Source organism: Paenarthrobacter sp. PPS72, assembly GCF_048537125.1.
Lineage (GTDB): Bacteria > Actinomycetota > Actinomycetes > Actinomycetales > Micrococcaceae > Arthrobacter > Arthrobacter nitroguajacolicus_E.
Genome location: NZ_JBLYIE010000004.1, coordinates 142,024 through 157,459, shown reverse-complemented (window position 1 = coordinate 157,459; position 15,436 = coordinate 142,024). Strand labels below are relative to the sequence as shown.

The 15,436-nt window shown below is 63.6% G+C and carries 12 protein-coding genes; 7 read left to right on the top strand and 5 right to left on the bottom strand.

The genetic code is table 11. The annotated features are described in order from the left end of the window. Positions 1–795, bottom strand: coding sequence for a carbon-nitrogen family hydrolase (locus tag ACLRGI_RS02090; RefSeq protein WP_419200063.1), 795 nt, complete (start codon positions 793–795; stop codon positions 1–3). Next, the gene (locus ACLRGI_RS02085) at positions 792–2,174 is read right to left on the bottom strand and encodes an MFS transporter (protein WP_419200062.1); all 1,383 of its coding nucleotides are present in this window, start codon (positions 2,172–2,174) and stop codon (positions 792–794) included. The genes ACLRGI_RS02090 and ACLRGI_RS02085 overlap by 4 nt, the downstream gene beginning before the upstream one ends. Positions 2,175–2,339: 165 nt before the next feature. Between ACLRGI_RS02085 and ACLRGI_RS02080 the strand changes: the two genes are divergently transcribed. Further along, positions 2,340–2,981, top strand: coding sequence for a GntR family transcriptional regulator (locus tag ACLRGI_RS02080; protein ID WP_419200061.1), 642 nt, complete (start codon positions 2,340–2,342; stop codon positions 2,979–2,981). A gap of 6 nt (positions 2,982–2,987) precedes the next feature. Here ACLRGI_RS02080 and ACLRGI_RS02075 read toward each other — a convergent pair whose 3' ends face one another. Further along, positions 2,988–3,281, bottom strand: coding sequence for a DUF503 domain-containing protein (locus tag ACLRGI_RS02075; protein WP_419200060.1), 294 nt, complete (start codon positions 3,279–3,281; stop codon positions 2,988–2,990). Positions 3,282–3,442: 161 nt separating this feature from the next. Between ACLRGI_RS02075 and ACLRGI_RS02070 the strand changes: the two genes are divergently transcribed. The 6 genes from ACLRGI_RS02070 to ACLRGI_RS02045 all read left to right on the top strand — a co-directional run bounded on the left by ACLRGI_RS02070 (position 3,443) and on the right by ACLRGI_RS02045 (position 12,262). Beyond that, positions 3,443–5,446 carry a cellulose biosynthesis cyclic di-GMP-binding regulatory protein BcsB gene (locus ACLRGI_RS02070; protein WP_419200059.1) on the top strand — a complete coding sequence of 668 codons (2,004 nt, stop codon included), beginning with the start codon at positions 3,443–3,445 and terminating at the stop codon, positions 5,444–5,446. Position 5,447: 1 nt separating this feature from the next. Then, entirely contained in the window at positions 5,448–7,103 is a 1,656-nt protein-coding gene (locus tag ACLRGI_RS02065) for an ArnT family glycosyltransferase (protein WP_419200058.1), read from the top strand. Further along, positions 7,100–9,058 (top strand): glycosyltransferase, encoded by a 1,959-nt coding sequence (locus tag ACLRGI_RS02060; RefSeq protein ID WP_419200057.1) that lies wholly within the window; start codon positions 7,100–7,102, stop codon positions 9,056–9,058. Before ACLRGI_RS02065 ends, ACLRGI_RS02060 begins: the two co-directional genes overlap by 4 nt. Before the next feature lie 110 nt (positions 9,059–9,168). Continuing rightward, complete coding sequence (locus ACLRGI_RS02055; RefSeq protein WP_419200056.1) at positions 9,169–10,347, top strand: GGDEF domain-containing protein; 1,179 nt, start codon at positions 9,169–9,171, stop codon at positions 10,345–10,347. Further along, complete coding sequence (locus ACLRGI_RS02050; protein ID WP_419200055.1) at positions 10,344–10,847, top strand: hypothetical protein; 504 nt, start codon at positions 10,344–10,346, stop codon at positions 10,845–10,847. The genes ACLRGI_RS02055 and ACLRGI_RS02050 overlap by 4 nt, the downstream gene beginning before the upstream one ends. Next, positions 10,844–12,262 carry a putative bifunctional diguanylate cyclase/phosphodiesterase gene (locus tag ACLRGI_RS02045; RefSeq protein WP_419200054.1) on the top strand — a complete coding sequence of 473 codons (1,419 nt, stop codon included), beginning with the start codon at positions 10,844–10,846 and terminating at the stop codon, positions 12,260–12,262. The genes ACLRGI_RS02050 and ACLRGI_RS02045 overlap by 4 nt, the downstream gene beginning before the upstream one ends. Before the next feature lie 84 nt (positions 12,263–12,346). Here the strand turns inward: ACLRGI_RS02045 and purL are convergent, their stop codons facing one another. Continuing rightward, positions 12,347–14,656, bottom strand: coding sequence for a phosphoribosylformylglycinamidine synthase subunit PurL (purL, locus tag ACLRGI_RS02040; RefSeq protein ID WP_419200053.1), 2,310 nt, complete (start codon positions 14,654–14,656; stop codon positions 12,347–12,349). Then, the gene (gene purQ, locus ACLRGI_RS02035; protein WP_419200052.1) at positions 14,653–15,435 is read right to left on the bottom strand and encodes a phosphoribosylformylglycinamidine synthase subunit PurQ; all 783 of its coding nucleotides are present in this window, start codon (positions 15,433–15,435) and stop codon (positions 14,653–14,655) included. Before purQ ends, purL begins: the two co-directional genes overlap by 4 nt. Between the last annotated feature and the right edge of the window lies 1 nt (position 15,436).

Genomic DNA, 15,436 nt, shown 5'->3' with positions numbered 1-15,436 from the left:
CTAAACAGTCAAAGTGTTGTAGGCGGGAAGACGGTCGCCTATGACGGGGAACTCTTCGCGGACCGCCTGTACCTGCAGGGGGTCGATGTCCACCATCAGTACGGTTTCCTCCGAGCCTGCCTCTGCGATGACATTGCCGCCCGGGTCCACCACCCGGCTGTGGCCGCCAAGGTCTACGCCCTCCTGGTTGCCGGCAGCGTTGCAGGCGATCACGAAGATCTGGTGTTCCAGTGCCCTGGCAGTGGTGAGCAACCGCCAGTGTTCCCGCCTGGCAGCGGGCCAGGCTGCGGGAACGATCACGATGTCCGCCCCACGGGTGCTCAACTCCATCCACAATCCGGGGAAGCGGAGGTCGTAGCAGGTGATGCCGGCAACGGCGCCGAAGGGCAGGGTGGCCACAGGAAGTGAGGAGCCGGCCGTGAGCAGGCTGGCCTCCTTGGACTTGTAGCCGAAAACATGGATCTTCCGGTACGTGTGGAGCACGTTCCCGTCCGGCCCCAGCAGGATGGAGGTGTTGCTGAGCTGGCCGTCCTCACCTGCCTCAATGATGCTGCCGAGGTGAAGGTAGACACCCCGTTCCGCTGCTACCCGCGAGCACATGGAGACTGTTGGTCCGTCCAATGTTTCCGCGAGTGTCCGGTAGTCATCGAAGTGGAAGTAACCGGCGCTCCAGAGTTCAGGGAGCACTATGAGTTCTGCACCGTTGATGCCCCGAAGGATCGCTTCGACACGATGGATCCGTTCCTCACGGGTTTCGGAGTCCGGGCTTGCCACCTGGACGAGTGCGATTTTCATGCCCGTTCCTTCTTTGCGCCGGCGCTCAGATCCCTGTCGTTCAAATCCCTGTCCAGGTCGCTGAGCTTCAGGCCCATGGTTTCCTTGGCGAACATCACCGAGATCATGGAGATCAGGCCCATGGCGGCGAGGTAAATGCCGATTGCATAGCCTGTGCCGAAAGCGCTGTAGAGCGCCAGGGCGATGATGGGGGACAGCGAGCCGGCAATCAGCGAGGCCAGGTTGTAGGACACCGAGGTCCCGCTGTACCGGACATCCGTGGGGAAGAGCTCGGAGAAGAACGCGCCGATCACTGAGCTGTACGCCGCGAAGATCAGAAGCCCTCCGACAGCTGCGGCAATGATGCCCCACACCTGGCCCGTGTTCAGAAGGAAGAAGAACGCGAAGGCCCACACCATGGTGGCGATCGAGGCTCCAATCAGGATCGGTTTCCTGCCCACCTTGTCCGCGTAGACCGCGAGGATGGGAATGGCGATGACGGCCACGCCCTGGCCGATCATGACGGCGGTAAGCCCGGTCTGCCTCTGCAGCCCCATGATCTGGGTGACATAGGTGATGATGAACAGCGAGTAGATGTAGAAGCCCGCATTCTCGCCCATCCGGCTGCCGGTGGCGATGAGGATTTCGCGCCAGTTGCGGCGGAACAGGATGGTCAGCGGCAGCTTCCGTTCTTTGTTGCCTTCGGCTTCGCGCTTGCGCTGTGCTTCCTTGAACAGCGGGGTTTCCTGCACATAGAGCCGCAGGATGAGGCCGATGACAACCAGCAGCGCGGACAAACCGAACGCGATGCGCCAGCCCCACGCCAGGAAGTCGCTCTCCGGCATGGTGGCGGCCAGGATGGCCAAAACGCCGGCGGCCATCAGGTTACCGAGGGGCGGGCCCATGTTTGGCCAGGAGGACCAGAAGGCACGTCGGGTGCTCTCATTGCTGTGTTCGGAGACCAGCAGGACAGCGCCGCCCCACTCGCCGCCGAGTGCAAAGCCTTGGATCAAGCGAAGCAGCAGGAGGAGCAAGGGCGCTGCCAGGCCGATGGCGGCGTAGGAGGGAATGAAGGCGATAAGGGTGGTGGCCACGCCCATGAGCATCAGGCTGGCGACCAACGTGGCTCGGCGACCATGCTTATCGCCGAGGTGCCCCAGGACTATGGCGCCGATGGGACGGGCAAGGAAACCGGCTGCGAACGTTCCCAGGGCCAGCATGGTGCCCACTAAGGGATCGTCGGTGGGGAAGTAGAGCTTGTTGAATACCAGCGCGGCCGCGGTGCCGTAGAGAAAGAAGTCATACCATTCGACGGCGGTGCCGGCGAGGCTCGAAGCAGCAACGACGGGCAAGCTGGAGTGCTTCTGTCGCCTCAGTTCTGCTTTCTTCAATTCGGTCATTTGGGGGTCCTTTTGCGGGGAGATTCCAGTGCGTGAGCGGTGTCACTAAGACGACTGTAGACGAGCTGTATACAACCTGTCTATATTTGCAATGGAAGTTTTTTCATGGACTTTCCTTCGTCCTGAATGCAACTCGTATACTGAGCTAGGCGAGAAAGGCTCTGCATGATCCAGATGACTCCCACTGCGCAGTCGCAGCCAGAAGTGGCCTACCAGTGGATGAAAAGCTACATCGCAGCCCTGCCCCGCGAGGAGGAAACCTTCCTCAATGAAGGGGTCCTTGCGAAGACCACCGGCACTTCACGGACGCCCGTGCGTGAAGCCTTGCTGCGGCTCGAGGCCGAGGGTTTCGTCAAACGCGTTCCTCACAAAGGCGCCTATGTTCCGCCCATCTCAGACCCCGATGTCCGCGCCATCCTGCAAGCCAGGGCGGTGGTTGAAAAGTGGGCAGTGTCAGCAGTGGAAACCATGCTTGATGCCCAGATTGACGCCTTCCAACGCATCATTGACCAGCAACAGCAAGCGCGGGAAGATCCGGCCCGGTTCATCGAGCTGGATACCGAATTCCACACCCTGATGGTCCGGGCAGGCGGTAACCCGGTGCTCGCCGATTTCTATGCGTCCCTACGGCAAAAGCAGCTGCGGATCGGTGTCAAGGCAGTCAGCCAAGGCACCGATCGCGCCGGGGATGTCCTCCGCGAACACCAGTTGATTGTGGACGCCCTCCGCACCCGAAGCCTCGAAGCAGCACACCAGGCCATCGATGCGCACTTGGACTCCACCCGCCTGGCGGTCATCGGCTACTAGGCTCCGCTAGTCCTCGCTATGGAGCTCGCGCTGCCGTGCACTCAGCAGTTCAAACTCAGGCCGGGCAGCCACGAACCGTTCAACGGCGTCGAGCACTTGCTGAAGGTGCGCGTGGTCCGGGGCAACCACAGCCGCGCCAACAAGCGCCCGCCGATGCTGGTCCTGCAGCCCGGTTTCAGCGGCAGAGACATCGAAACGCCGTCTGAGCTCGGCCACGAGGGGCCGTACAAGGGAGCGCTTTTCCTTGAGGCTATGCACATCGCCCAAAAGGACGTCGAACTCGATCCAACCGATCCACATGGTTCATTATCGCCGCAGGTCAGGGCCCCGGGCGAGCCGGACTTGATGGAATCTTGAGCCAACTCAACCAGTCTTCTTGAGTTGCACCCGGCAGGGTCTATGAGGTTGGCCTAAATACGGCTGATGGCCACATCCGCTGCTAGTTACTCAGGACTGCCAACGTGACCCGAACCCCTGCCATACCCCTTACCCATCCGCGAGCCCGATCGCATGCTGCGGCCATCATCATCACCTGTGCCGCAACTCTGGCACTCGCCTTCACCGCTGCTCCGGGAGCCTTCGCGGCACCCTCTCAGGGACCAGGCCTCCAGACGTCGTCCAGCGTGTCGGCACTCGCCGGCCAAGGTGAGCAGACTCTGGTGGTGCCGGTGACGGCGGGCCTGGGACCCACCCGGATCAAGGGAACTATCGTGGTGTCGGGCAAACCGGAAGGCACGGTGCGGGCTACGGTGAACGGGCGGGTGGTCCTGGAAACCAGCGCAACGGCCAGCATTCCCTTGGAAGCCGATGTATCAAGCGCCGACGTTGTTGGCCAGCAGCTCATCGTAGGGCTGCAGTTCGTCCCGGCGGCGCAAACCATGTGTATCGTTTCCAACACCGCAGCCACCCTCAGCAACCTGGCGGTGGATTTCAGCGGCAGTGCCAAGGCCCCCACCACGGTGGGCGAGTTCTTCCCGGCGTCCGTGCCCGCCGTCGTACTTCCCGTCCCCGCGGACCCCGGCGCAGATGTTTCCGCAGCGATCCTGACCGCTTCCGCGGCCATGTCACACCGCTATCCGGACGCCGCCGTCAGCGTGGTTCCGGAGACCGAACTCGAGGCGCGCGCAACCAGCCTCCCGGCAGGCAGCCGGGTCCTCAGCGTCGTAGCAGACCAGGGCGAAACCGGCACCAAGCTCACCACAGCGGCCGGCCTCCCGCAACTCATCCTCAGCGGTCACGACGAACAACTGCGCACCGCCGCCAGGGCGCTTGCCAGCGACAAGACAGCGCTCGCCGTGACGTCATCGGTGACCGGCCTGACCTCGGCGCTGCCCGCCTCACCGGGCCTTACGCAGAGCCTGAAAGACCTTGGCAGCAGCGCCCTGAAGTTGACCGGCTACGGCACTCCGGAGTCCTACGTGGGGGTCTCCCAGTCACAGTTCGGCGGCCCGGTGTCCTCCGTGAAAGTCCAGCTCCAGGGCACGCACACGGCGATCCCGGACAACGCCCAGGCGCAGCTTTCCGTCTTCTGGAACGATTACCTGCTCAGTTCCAAGAACCTCGACGGCGGCGACACCTTTACGGTGGACGCTGACGTTCCGGCCGGCCAGCTTCAGGCGAAGAACGGCCTGCGGATCCGGCTTGCCGCCCTCCCCGCAGGCGGTGACTGCAGCGGACCTGCCGGTGTCATGCCCATGGAGGTCACCCTGGACACGGCGGGCAGCACCCTCACCGGGGTCCGTGGCGGTTCCACGAAAGCCGGCTTCGCACGCTTCCCCCAGGCCTTTGGACAAAGTGTTCCCGTGGCCTTCGCTGACGGCAACGCCCAAGCCAACACCATCAACGCGGCCACGCTGGTGACGTCCTTGCAGCGCGACAGTGCGTCCTTGCTGGATACCCGTGTGGTGGGCCTGGACAGTCTGGCCGGCTCCAGCGAGTCCGGTCTGGTGGTTGGTGCCACAGCGGATGCCGCCAATGAACTTTCGGCTCCCCTTCGCTTGGCGGAGTTCCGTACAATCTCGCCTGACGACGTCGAATACGGCGTAGGTTCCTCCGCGCCGTTCGGCGTGCTGGAGGCCTTTGAACAGGGTGGCCGGGACTTGTTGCTTCTGGGTGCGTGGGCGCCGGAAAATGACACCGCTGCAGCATCTGGCCTGCAGGCATCACTGGCATTGCATGTGGGTGGCGTTGAAGGCGGTTGGGCTTCCCTTTCACGGAACCTCCTGGTTACCCAGCCTTCAGGGACACCCGTGTTGTTGGAAAGCAACGCCTTGGTTCCCCAGAAGGCTGTCACGGACGACTACCGCCCCTATGCCTGGTGGATCGGCGGGGCTGTGCTGCTGCTGGGCTTGGCGTTCGCGTTGCGTACCGTGCTCCTGAAGAGGCGTGCCAAGGAAGCCCGGGCGTATGTGGATGCTGAGGAGCACAAGGCGATTCAACCCGCAGAACAGAGCCATGGCGACTAGCGTGTCCCATTCTGTCCCCGTGGCGAGGGGCTTTGCGGCACACTGCTGGGAAAGACTGGGTGCTCCCGTGGCTGGCCGCAAGGTGCCCGGCACCCGGATCGTGGCGGCGGTGTCATTGCTGGTGGGCTACTTCGCCTGCCTTTACACCATCGGCCACGGTACCAACCTGGACTACTCCGACGCCCAAAGCCACCTCACCATCGCCCGCCGCATCTTCGACAGCAAGGCACCTGGATTCGAACAGCTCGGCACTGTGTGGCTGCCCATGCCGCACCTGCTGCTGGCGCCGTTCGTGCTGAACATGTGGTTGTTCAGCACGGGCTGGGCTGCCGGGCTGCTGGGTACCCTGGCGCTGTCAGCCACCGTAACCGGGCTGTATCTCATAGCGGCCCGCCTCGGATTGGGCAGGGCAGGGCGCCTGGCCACCACGCTGGTGGTACTGGCCAATCCGGCAGTCCTCTACGTCTACACCACTGCGTTGACCGAACCGGTGCTCATCATGTGCATCGTGGGCGGCATGGCCGGCCTGGCGCATTGGGCAACCAGCCGACGTCGAATGAGTGCCGGTGAACTGGCTGTCTTCGCCGGTATTCCCTCCGCTGCCGCCGTCCTGTCCCGGTACGAGGGCTGGGCGCTGGTGATGACCGGAACGCTGTTTGTGATGATCGTTTCCAAGCGCCGGACCGGCAGCTGGCGGGAGGCACTGATCATGGCCGGCGGCTACGCCATGATCCCGGCCGCTGCGGTGCTCTGGTGGATCTCCTACAACTGGGCCATCTACGGTGACCCGCTGGAGTTCATGTTCGGGCAATACTCCGCGTATGCGCAGCAAAAGAACATTACCGACGGCGGCCTGCTGCCTACCAAGGGCAACGCAGGGCTCACGCTGACTACTTTCCATTGGTCGTTGCTGGAGACAGCGGGCGTCGTGGTCCTCGCTTTGGCGGCGTGCGGCGCCGTCGTGCTGGTCTTCAGGCGAGGCTTCGCCAACAGCACCCTGCTGGTGGCGGTGACCGGCAGCGCCTACGCGTTCGCCCTGCTGAGCCTGTTCCTGGGCCAAACTGCCATCAGTAATGACCACTCGTTGCCGTCCACGTGGTGGAACAACCGTTTTGCGTTGACGGCCTTGCCTCTGGTGGCCATCCTGGTGGCCGTGTTCGTGGAGGAGCTGGCCAGGCCGGCCCGCCTCAGGCCCGTGCTGATCGGCGCCTTGTTGGCCGGGCTGGTGGTGCAGAACGTGTGGTGGGCTGAGGACCCCACAGGGCGGCTCGCTGTGTTGGCGGAGGGACGGATGTCCGCCGAATCCACCGCCAATTCAACCGCCGCAGCACGCTGGCTCAACGAGCATTATCAGTCCGGCGGGATCCTGATGGACGAAAGTGCGCGCGGCAATGCAGTGCTCCCCGTGATGGGCATCCCGCTCAAGGAGATCTTCAACCGCGCCTCGGGGGACTACTTTGGGCCCGCCCTGGAGGACCCGGCAAAGTATGCCAGATGGGTGTTCGTCAACGTTGAAGCGGGAACCGGGGCGCGCGACTCCGGCCCCACGGACCTGGTGTACCAGGCGATGGTCAAGAGCCCCTCCTTCAACGTCCGCTATTCCTTGGCGTTCTCAACCCCCACGCATCGGATCTATGAAAGGTCCTCCCAAACATGACACCCACATCGCAAACTGCGGATCGGCAGCTCAACCGGCGGTCGATCGGGCAGACGCTGCTCGCAGCAGGGCTGGTGAGCCCGGAACAGCTGCAGCGAGCGCTGGACCGGGCCGCGAGCGAAGGAGGCCTGCTCGGCCGGCACCTCATCCTGGAAGCCGGCCTGGACCGCCGTCGGATTTATGAAGTCCTGGCGCAGCAGTGGGACGCCCCGCTGGTTGACCTGGTGGCGGAGCCGCCCGCCGATGCCCTCATGGCGAAGCTCGGCTACGACGAAGTGGGGGAGCCGCAGTGGCTGCCATGGCGCATGGATGGTGAAGTGCTGACTGTGGCCACCGCCGTGGCTCCATCGGCCGAAATCGCCGAGGAAGCAGCTCACCGCCTCCACGCCGCAAGGGTGGAATTCCGCACCACCACGGACTGGGATATCAATCAGTCGATCCAGCGTTCGTTTCGCCGTCATCTCCTTTATGAGTCGGCCGAACGCCTTGCCGAGGAACGGCCGGGGGAGTCCGCTCGGATTGCCTTGACACAATGGCAGCGTTTCCTGCCGGTGGTCCTCGTGGTGGGAGTCCTGCTGGCGTTCGTGATCTCGCCACTGACGGCCATCACCGTGCTGTTGGCCGCGGCCAACATCGTTTTCCTGGTGAGCATCGGGTTCAAGACGCTGGCCAGCCTTCGCCGTCCCTTCGACAAGCTTCATGAAGCCGCTGTGGTGAAGGCCCGGGACCGGGAACGTGCGCGGCGTGGGCTTCCCCGGTTGGCCGAGGAACGGGTTCCGGACGCCGAACTGCCCGTGTACACCATCCTGGTGCCGGTGTTCCGCGAGGCAAACATCATCGACAAACTACTGGGCAACCTGGGACAGCTGGACTACCCCCGGTCCAAGCTGGACGTCCTGGTCCTGCTCGAGGAGGACGATGCCGAGACGATCGCAGCCGCGAAGGCTTCCCGGCCACCGGAATACGTCCGCATCCTGGTTGTGCCCAAGGGAGATCCGCAGACCAAACCCCGGGCCTGTAATTATGGGCTGACGTTCGCCCGTGGTGAGTACGTGGTGATTTACGACGCCGAGGACCGCCCGGACCCTGGCCAGTTACGGGCGTCCATCGCGGCCTTCAAACAGGACGAATTCGAGCGCGCGCACCTCAATCCCAACCGCAAGCCCCTGATCTGCGTCCAGGCCGCGCTCAACTACTTCAACGCGGACCAAAACGTCCTCACCCGCATGTTCACCATCGAATACACGCACTGGTTCGACTCCATGCTCCCGGGCTTGGATAACTCGGGCATTCCCCTTCCGTTGGGCGGCACGTCCAACCACTTCGTCACGTCCCTCCTGAAGGAAGTGGGCGCATGGGATCCCTGGAACGTCACCGAGGATGCGGACCTGGGACTCCGGGCGGCCGTGGACGGATACCGTGTGGGCGTCATCAACTCCACCACTTGGGAGGAAGCGTGCTCACAGGTGCCCGCCTGGATCAAACAACGCACCCGCTGGATCAAGGGCTACATGATCACCTCGGCAGTGAATACCCGGAACTCCCTGCGCTACATGAAGAGCACCGGAATTGCCGGGACCATCGGTTTCCTGGGCCTGATCCTGGGAACACCCCTGGCCTTCCTGGCCTACCCCCTGGTGGTGGGATTCACGGTGGTGACGTACATCGGCTACGACATCGTGGGCCTGGTCCTGCCCACATGGTTGCTGGTGGGCGGCGTGGTGTCCATGCTGTTCGGCAATGCCATGATGATCATTGTCTCCGGGGTCGCCACCCTGCGACGCCACGGGTGGCGGATCGCGATCTTCGCGTTGCTCAACCCGTTCTACTGGGTGCTGCACTCCGTGGCCGCCTGGCGGGCCGCATGGCAGATGCTCACCAGCCCGCACAAATGGGAGAAAACACCGCACGGCCTGGAGGCGGAATACCACGACGACGGTCACTGGGTTGGGTGATGTCCGCACCGCATCTTGAGCCAATCTTGAGCAAATGCCGCATTGAGGTTGAGTAAGCCCCGGGACACTGAACTCAAAGGCCGGAGGGCGACCAGCTGAGGGGGTTGGACATGGAGCTCGATGCATTCTCGGTAAGGGTCGCGCTCGGCGTGGTCACAGTGACCCTCCTGATGCTGTTCTCTACTTCATTCCAGCGCACGCGGTCACCTTATGCAGGCTGGTGGAGCCTGGCTTTGCTTGAGTTCATGGTGGGCAATGCCGCTTTCCTCCTCAACGGCACCCCGCACCAGCAGTGGGCCAATCCCTTGGGCAACGTCCTGGTGGTGGCAGGCGCATTCAGCGTGTGGGCCGGAGCCAAAACGCTCCGGGACCGGAAAGCCGCGCCATGGCAGTTGATTCTTGGTCCCTCCGTCACCGCCATCGCGTCCTTCCTGGAAAATCCCGGAAGCAACGTTTGGTCCGGAGGCTTGGTCTATCTGGCCATGATGACCTTGGGCATAGCATTGGCCGCTTACGATCTCTGGTTCATCAAGTCCTCGCACTCCCAAGTCCACAAAGCCCTGTCCATTGCCGCAGGCTTGCTGGCCCTTTACTACGTGGGCCGGTGGATGGTCTATGCCATTGAAGGGCCGGCCAGCTACACGTTCCGCACCTACTTTGGGCCCGGACCTTCTGCCCTGATTTCCATGGTTCTCCTGGTCACTGTGTCCTTCAGCATGACGGCCCTGACCAGCGACCAACTCATCAAGGGCCTCCGCGAACGTGCCACCCGCGACCACCTGACGGGGCTCCTCAACCGGGGAGCCTTCCTGGACCTCGCCACTTCAGAACTTGAGCGCCTGCACTCCACTGGGTCGGGGGCAGCGGTGGTCCTGGCCGACCTTGACCACTTCAAATCCGTCAATGACGAGCACGGTCACGGGGCAGGGGATGTGGCACTGCAGGCATTCGCCGAAGCTTGCGCCGCCTCGGTCAGGTCCACGGACCTGATCGGACGTTATGGAGGCGAAGAGTTCGTCCTCTTCCTGCCGGGGGCAACACAGGGCCGGGCAGAGAACATCGCCACGGAAATCAGCCGCCGGATGGCAGTCATGCCGGCCCCGGAAGGCGTTGTGTTTCCCACCATCAGCTACGGAGTCACGTCAAGCATTCCAGCTGCCGCAGACCTCAACTTCATGATCGAGGTAGCGGACGCCGCACTTTACAGCGCAAAAGCGCAAGGAAGAAACAGGATTGTAGGAGCCGACCGCCTCGAGGCGGCCACTATCGCGGATGAGGCACGATCATGACCTTCAACGAACTCACCACCCGGATCCAGATCCAGCACACCCAGGAGTTGCTGGCGTTCCGGCGAGGCATCACCAGTGCCCCCTACAAAGCAGGAACGCCCACAACCCTGAACGCGGACCGCCGCTCCGTCAGGATGGGTCCGGTTCAGTCGGTGGAGGACAGCAACGCCAACCTCACCATCGTGGCCGACGTCGAAGGCCTCGCCTGGTTCACGGCTGACAAGGGCCTCCTGGGCAGCTGTATCACCGTGTCCATGGCCGGCCATCGCAGGAACACCGGCACCCGTGTTCACCTGCCGCTGGCAGAATGCGACGCCTGGATCGAGGCAATCGTTGGTGGGGCATGGATCTCCCACGTGTACCGGGCCGGAAACAAAGTGGAGCCGGGCGGCCGGCTGGACGTCGCTTCGTACAGGCTCTTCCTGGACGAACGCGGCAACCCCGGCGCCAAACCGCAGGCTGTTGCCGACGCCAGCCTGCGACGCTTGGAAGAGTTGTGAGCGGCACGAAGCCCCAAAGGCTAATGCCTGCTGATTCAGGGATCGAGAAACTGGAGCGGCATGTCAAAGCACTCATGGAGGAGCTCCATTTCGTGCGGCAGGAACAGCGCCGCGATGCCCTTACTGATTCGCTGACCGGGCTTGGCAATCGCCTCGCCTTGGTGGACGCCTTTATAGAAGCGCGGGATGCCGCGGCCCACGGTGCCGTCCCGCCGGCGCTCCTCCTCCTGAACCTGGATGGGTTCAAGGCTCTGAAGAACTCCGCCGGCCATGCAGCGGCGGACCAGATCCTGGTCACCGTCGCCATGCGCATCCGCTCGGCCGTCCGGGAGAACGACGTCGTCACCCGCCTGGGCGGCGACGAATTCGCGGTGCTGTTGCCTGCCACCCCCCAAAGCCGGGCCACCGCCGTCGGGAACCGCATCCTGGCCGCGCTGGAACCGAACATCGACCTCGGGAACAACAGCATCCGTTGCGGGGCGAGCCTTGGGTTGCGCACCGCTGAACCACATCACAGCATTGAGGACCTTCTGCAAGAGGCCGATCTGGCCATGGAAGAATCCAAAAACGAGGGCCGGAACAAGCTCAAGGTGTTTGATCCCGCCACCCTTCACGCGCGGCAACTCCAGCGGCAAATAGTGGGCGAGCTGCGCGAAGCCATCCGTTCTGATCAGTTGGTCCTCTTCTACCAACCGATCGTGGAGCTGGCCACGGGAAGGATTGAAGGCTGCGAGGCGTTGGTCCGTTGGAACCACCCCGTTCATGGGCTGATCATGCCGGACCAGTTCATTCCCGTAGCCGAGGCCACCGGCCTCATCGCAGAGTTGGGCAGGTGGGTCCTGCGCACGGCCGTGGGCCAGTTGCGACATTGGCGAAATAACCCGGCCACAACACAGAATGACTTCTCCATGCGGATCAATGTCTCCGCCGCCGACCTCCAAAGCCTGGAATTCGTGGACGATGTCAGCGAGGCCCTGGCGGAGGAAAGCCTGACCCCGGAATCGCTGGTGCTCGAGCTGACTGAGAGCGCCATCATCCACAACAACGAGCTGGACCGTTACACCCTGGCAAGCCTGCACAGGCTGGGTGTCGGACTCGAGATCGACGACTTCGGCGCCGGCTACTCGTCCATGGGTTACTTAGGGAAACTGCCTGTGGACCGGGTGAAAGTGGATCGGCAGTTCGTGAAGGACTTGGGCAAAGACCCTTCCCAGCTCGGCTTCCTGGCCGCTATCCAGGAAGTCATCCGCTCCTGTGGACTGGAGGGTGTCTGGGAGGGGATCGAGACCGCCGAACAGGCAGAGGCGCTCCGGAGTATCGGCTGCGCGAGCGGGCAAGGGTACTACTTCGGGCGGCCGTTGCCGGAGGCGGAATTTACTGAGCAACTGGCCCGGCAGACTGTTTGGCCGGCTTAAAAAGCAACGCGGGGTCACTTAGGGCCCCTCCCGAGGGAGTTATTGGGCCGTAAGTGACCCCGCGTTGCTTTTAGCGGGGGAGGATCAGCCGAAGTACTTCGGCAGGGTGGCTTCGTGTGCTTCGCGGAGAGCGTCAAGGGAGAGCTCGTCCACGCCGTTGATCTCCAGCTTTCCGCCGGCAGCGTCAACAACGCCGATCCGGAGGTGGGCAAAGCCGCGGGCGGTGCACATGTCCTTGAAGCGGACTTCCTCGGAGCGCGGGACGGACACGATGGCCCGGGCCTGCGATTCGGAGAAGAGGGCTGTGAACAGGTCCACGCCGTCGCGCTCCATGAGTTCCTCAAGGGCGATGCGGGCGCCGACGCCGTAACGCAGCGAGGACTCCACCAAAGCCGCCGCGAGGCCACCTTCGGAGAGGTCGTGTGCTGCGTCAACCATGCCGTCGCGTGAAGCGTTGATCAGGATCTCGCCCAGGGCGCGCTCGGCTGCGAGGTCCACCTTCGGCGGCAAGCCACCAAGGTGACCACGAAGGTTGGACCATTCCGAACCATCCAGCTCTGCTGCGGTGGTGCCCAGCAGGTAGATGGCCTGGCCATCCTCGCGCCAACCCGACGGCGTGCGGCGGGCGACGTCGTCGAGCTTGCCCAGGACTGCCACCACAGGGGAGGGGTGGATGGGCGTGGTGCCGGTCTGGTTGTACAAGGAGACGTTGCCGCCGGTCACCGGAATGCCGAGTTCCATGCAGCCGTCGGAGAGGCCACGAACGGCTTCGGCCAACTGCCACATGACGTCCGGGTCCTCTGGCGAACCGAAGTTCAGGCAGTCGCTGACGGCCATCGGAACAGCGCCGGAGGTGGCAACGTTGCGGTAGGCCTCAGCCAGCGCCAGCTGTGCACCCTGGTAGGGCTCCAGGTAGGTGTAGCGACCGTTGGCGTCGGTGGCCAGGGCAACGCCCAGGCCGGTTTCCTCGTCAACGCGGACCACGCCGGCATCGTCCGGGTACGCCATGGCAGTGTTGCCGCCAACGTAGCGGTCGTACTGCTTGGTGATCCAGTCCTTGCTGCACATGTTCGGTGATGCCACGAGCTCGGTGACGGCTGCAGCCAGCTCCGAGGGAGCGGACGGGCGGCCGGCGTCCTCAACGGATCCGGTGAAGGAGTTGGCCTGGACCGAGTCCTGCCACTCCGGGCGGGCGAACGGACGGTCGTAGACCGGGCCGTCGTGCGCAACGGTGCGGGGATCGACGTCGACGATTACTTCGCCTTCCCAGGTGATGATGAGGCGACCGGTATCGGTAACTTCACCCAACCAGGAGTATTCCACGGCCCATTTGTCCATGACGGCTTCGAACGCTGCGATGTTCTCCGGGGTGACCACGGCCATCATGCGTTCCTGCGACTCGGACATGAGGATCTCGCCCGGGGTCAGCGTGGGATCGCGCAGCAGGACGGAAGTCAGTTCCACTTCCATGCCGCCGTCGCCGTTGGAGGCGAGCTCGGACGTGGCGCAGGAAATGCCTGCGGCGCCGAGGTCCTGGATGCCTTCAACCAGCGAACCCTTGAAGAGCTCCAGGCAGCACTCGATGAGGACCTTCTCAGCGAAGGGGTCACCCACCTGGACAGCCGGACGCTTGGACGGCTTGGTGTCGTCGAAGGACTCCGACGCCAGCACCGAAGCACCGCCGATGCCGTCGCCACCGGTGCGGGCACCGAACAGGACAACCTTGTTGCCCTTGCCGGAGGCGTTGGCCAAGCGGATGTCCTCATGGCGCATGACGCCCACGGCGAGGGCGTTCACCAGCGGGTTGCCCTGGTAGACGGAGTCGAAGACCATTTCGCCGCCGATGTTCGGCAGGCCAAGGCAGTTGCCGTAGCCGCCGATACCAGCGACGGCACCGTGCATGACGCGGGCGGTGTCCGGGTGGTCGATCGCGCCGAAACGCAGCGGATCCATGACGGCCACCGGGCGGGCACCCATGGAGATGATGTCGCGGACGATTCCGCCGATGCCGGTAGCGGCACCCTGGTACGGCTCAACGAACGACGGCGAGTTGTGGGACTCGATCTTGAACGTCACGGCCCAGCCGTCGCCCAGGTTGGTGACGCCGGCGTTCTCGCCGATGCCAACCAGCATGTCCTTCTTCATTTCCTCGGTGACCTTCTCGCCGAACTGGCGGAGGTGGTTCTTGGAGGACTTGTAGGAGCAGTGCTCGCTCCACATGACGGAGTACATGGCCAGCTCGGCGCCGGTGGGACGGCGGCCAAGGACCTTGACGATCTCGTCGAATTCGTTCTGCTTCAGGCCCAGCTCGGCCCACGGGAGTTCCGTGTCCGGGGTCTTGGCAGCGTGCTCAACGGTGTCGATGTTGAACTTCTTGCTGGTTTCCGTGGTCACTTGTCGCCTCCCACAATCTTGGTCAAAACGGAGGTGAAGAAACCGAGGCCGTCGGTGTCGCGGGGAGCGCCATCCAAAGACTCCGGACCAAAGCCGGTCTCCACAGCGTGCTCGGGGTGCGGCATGAGGCCCACCACGTTGCCGGCTGCGTTGGAGATGCCGGCGATGTCGCGGCGGGAGCCGTTCGGGTTGAAGCCTACATAGCGGAACACCACGCGGCCCTCAGCCTCAAGGGCGTCCAGGGTCTTCTCGTCAGCGATGTACTGGCCGTCCTGGTTCTTCAACGGCACAATGATTTCCTGGCCGTCGGCGTAGTCCACGGTCCAGGCGGTGCTGGCGTTCTCTACGCGCAGCGTCTGGTCCCGGCAGATGAACTTCAGGTGGTCGTTCTTGATCATGGAACCGGGCAGCAGGTGCGATTCGGTCAGGATCTGGAAACCGTTGCAAATACCCAGCACGGGGAGCTTTGCCTCGGAGTTGGCAGCATCGATGATCTTGGACATCAGCGGCGCGAAGCGGGAGATGGCGCCGGCGCGAAGGTAGTCGCCGTAGGAGAAACCGCCGGGGATGATGACTGCGTCAACATCGCCGAGTTCGGTATCCGCGTGCCAAAGCGGAACCGCCGTGGCGCCTGCAAGCCGGACTGCACGGGCGGCGTCGCGGTCGTCAAGGGTGCCGGGGAAGGTCACCACGCCGATCTTGGCACCGGCGAGCATGCGAGCACCATCAGCGTGGGCGGCGACGGCCGCTGCCTCGCCAATCAGGGGAATCGACGTCATA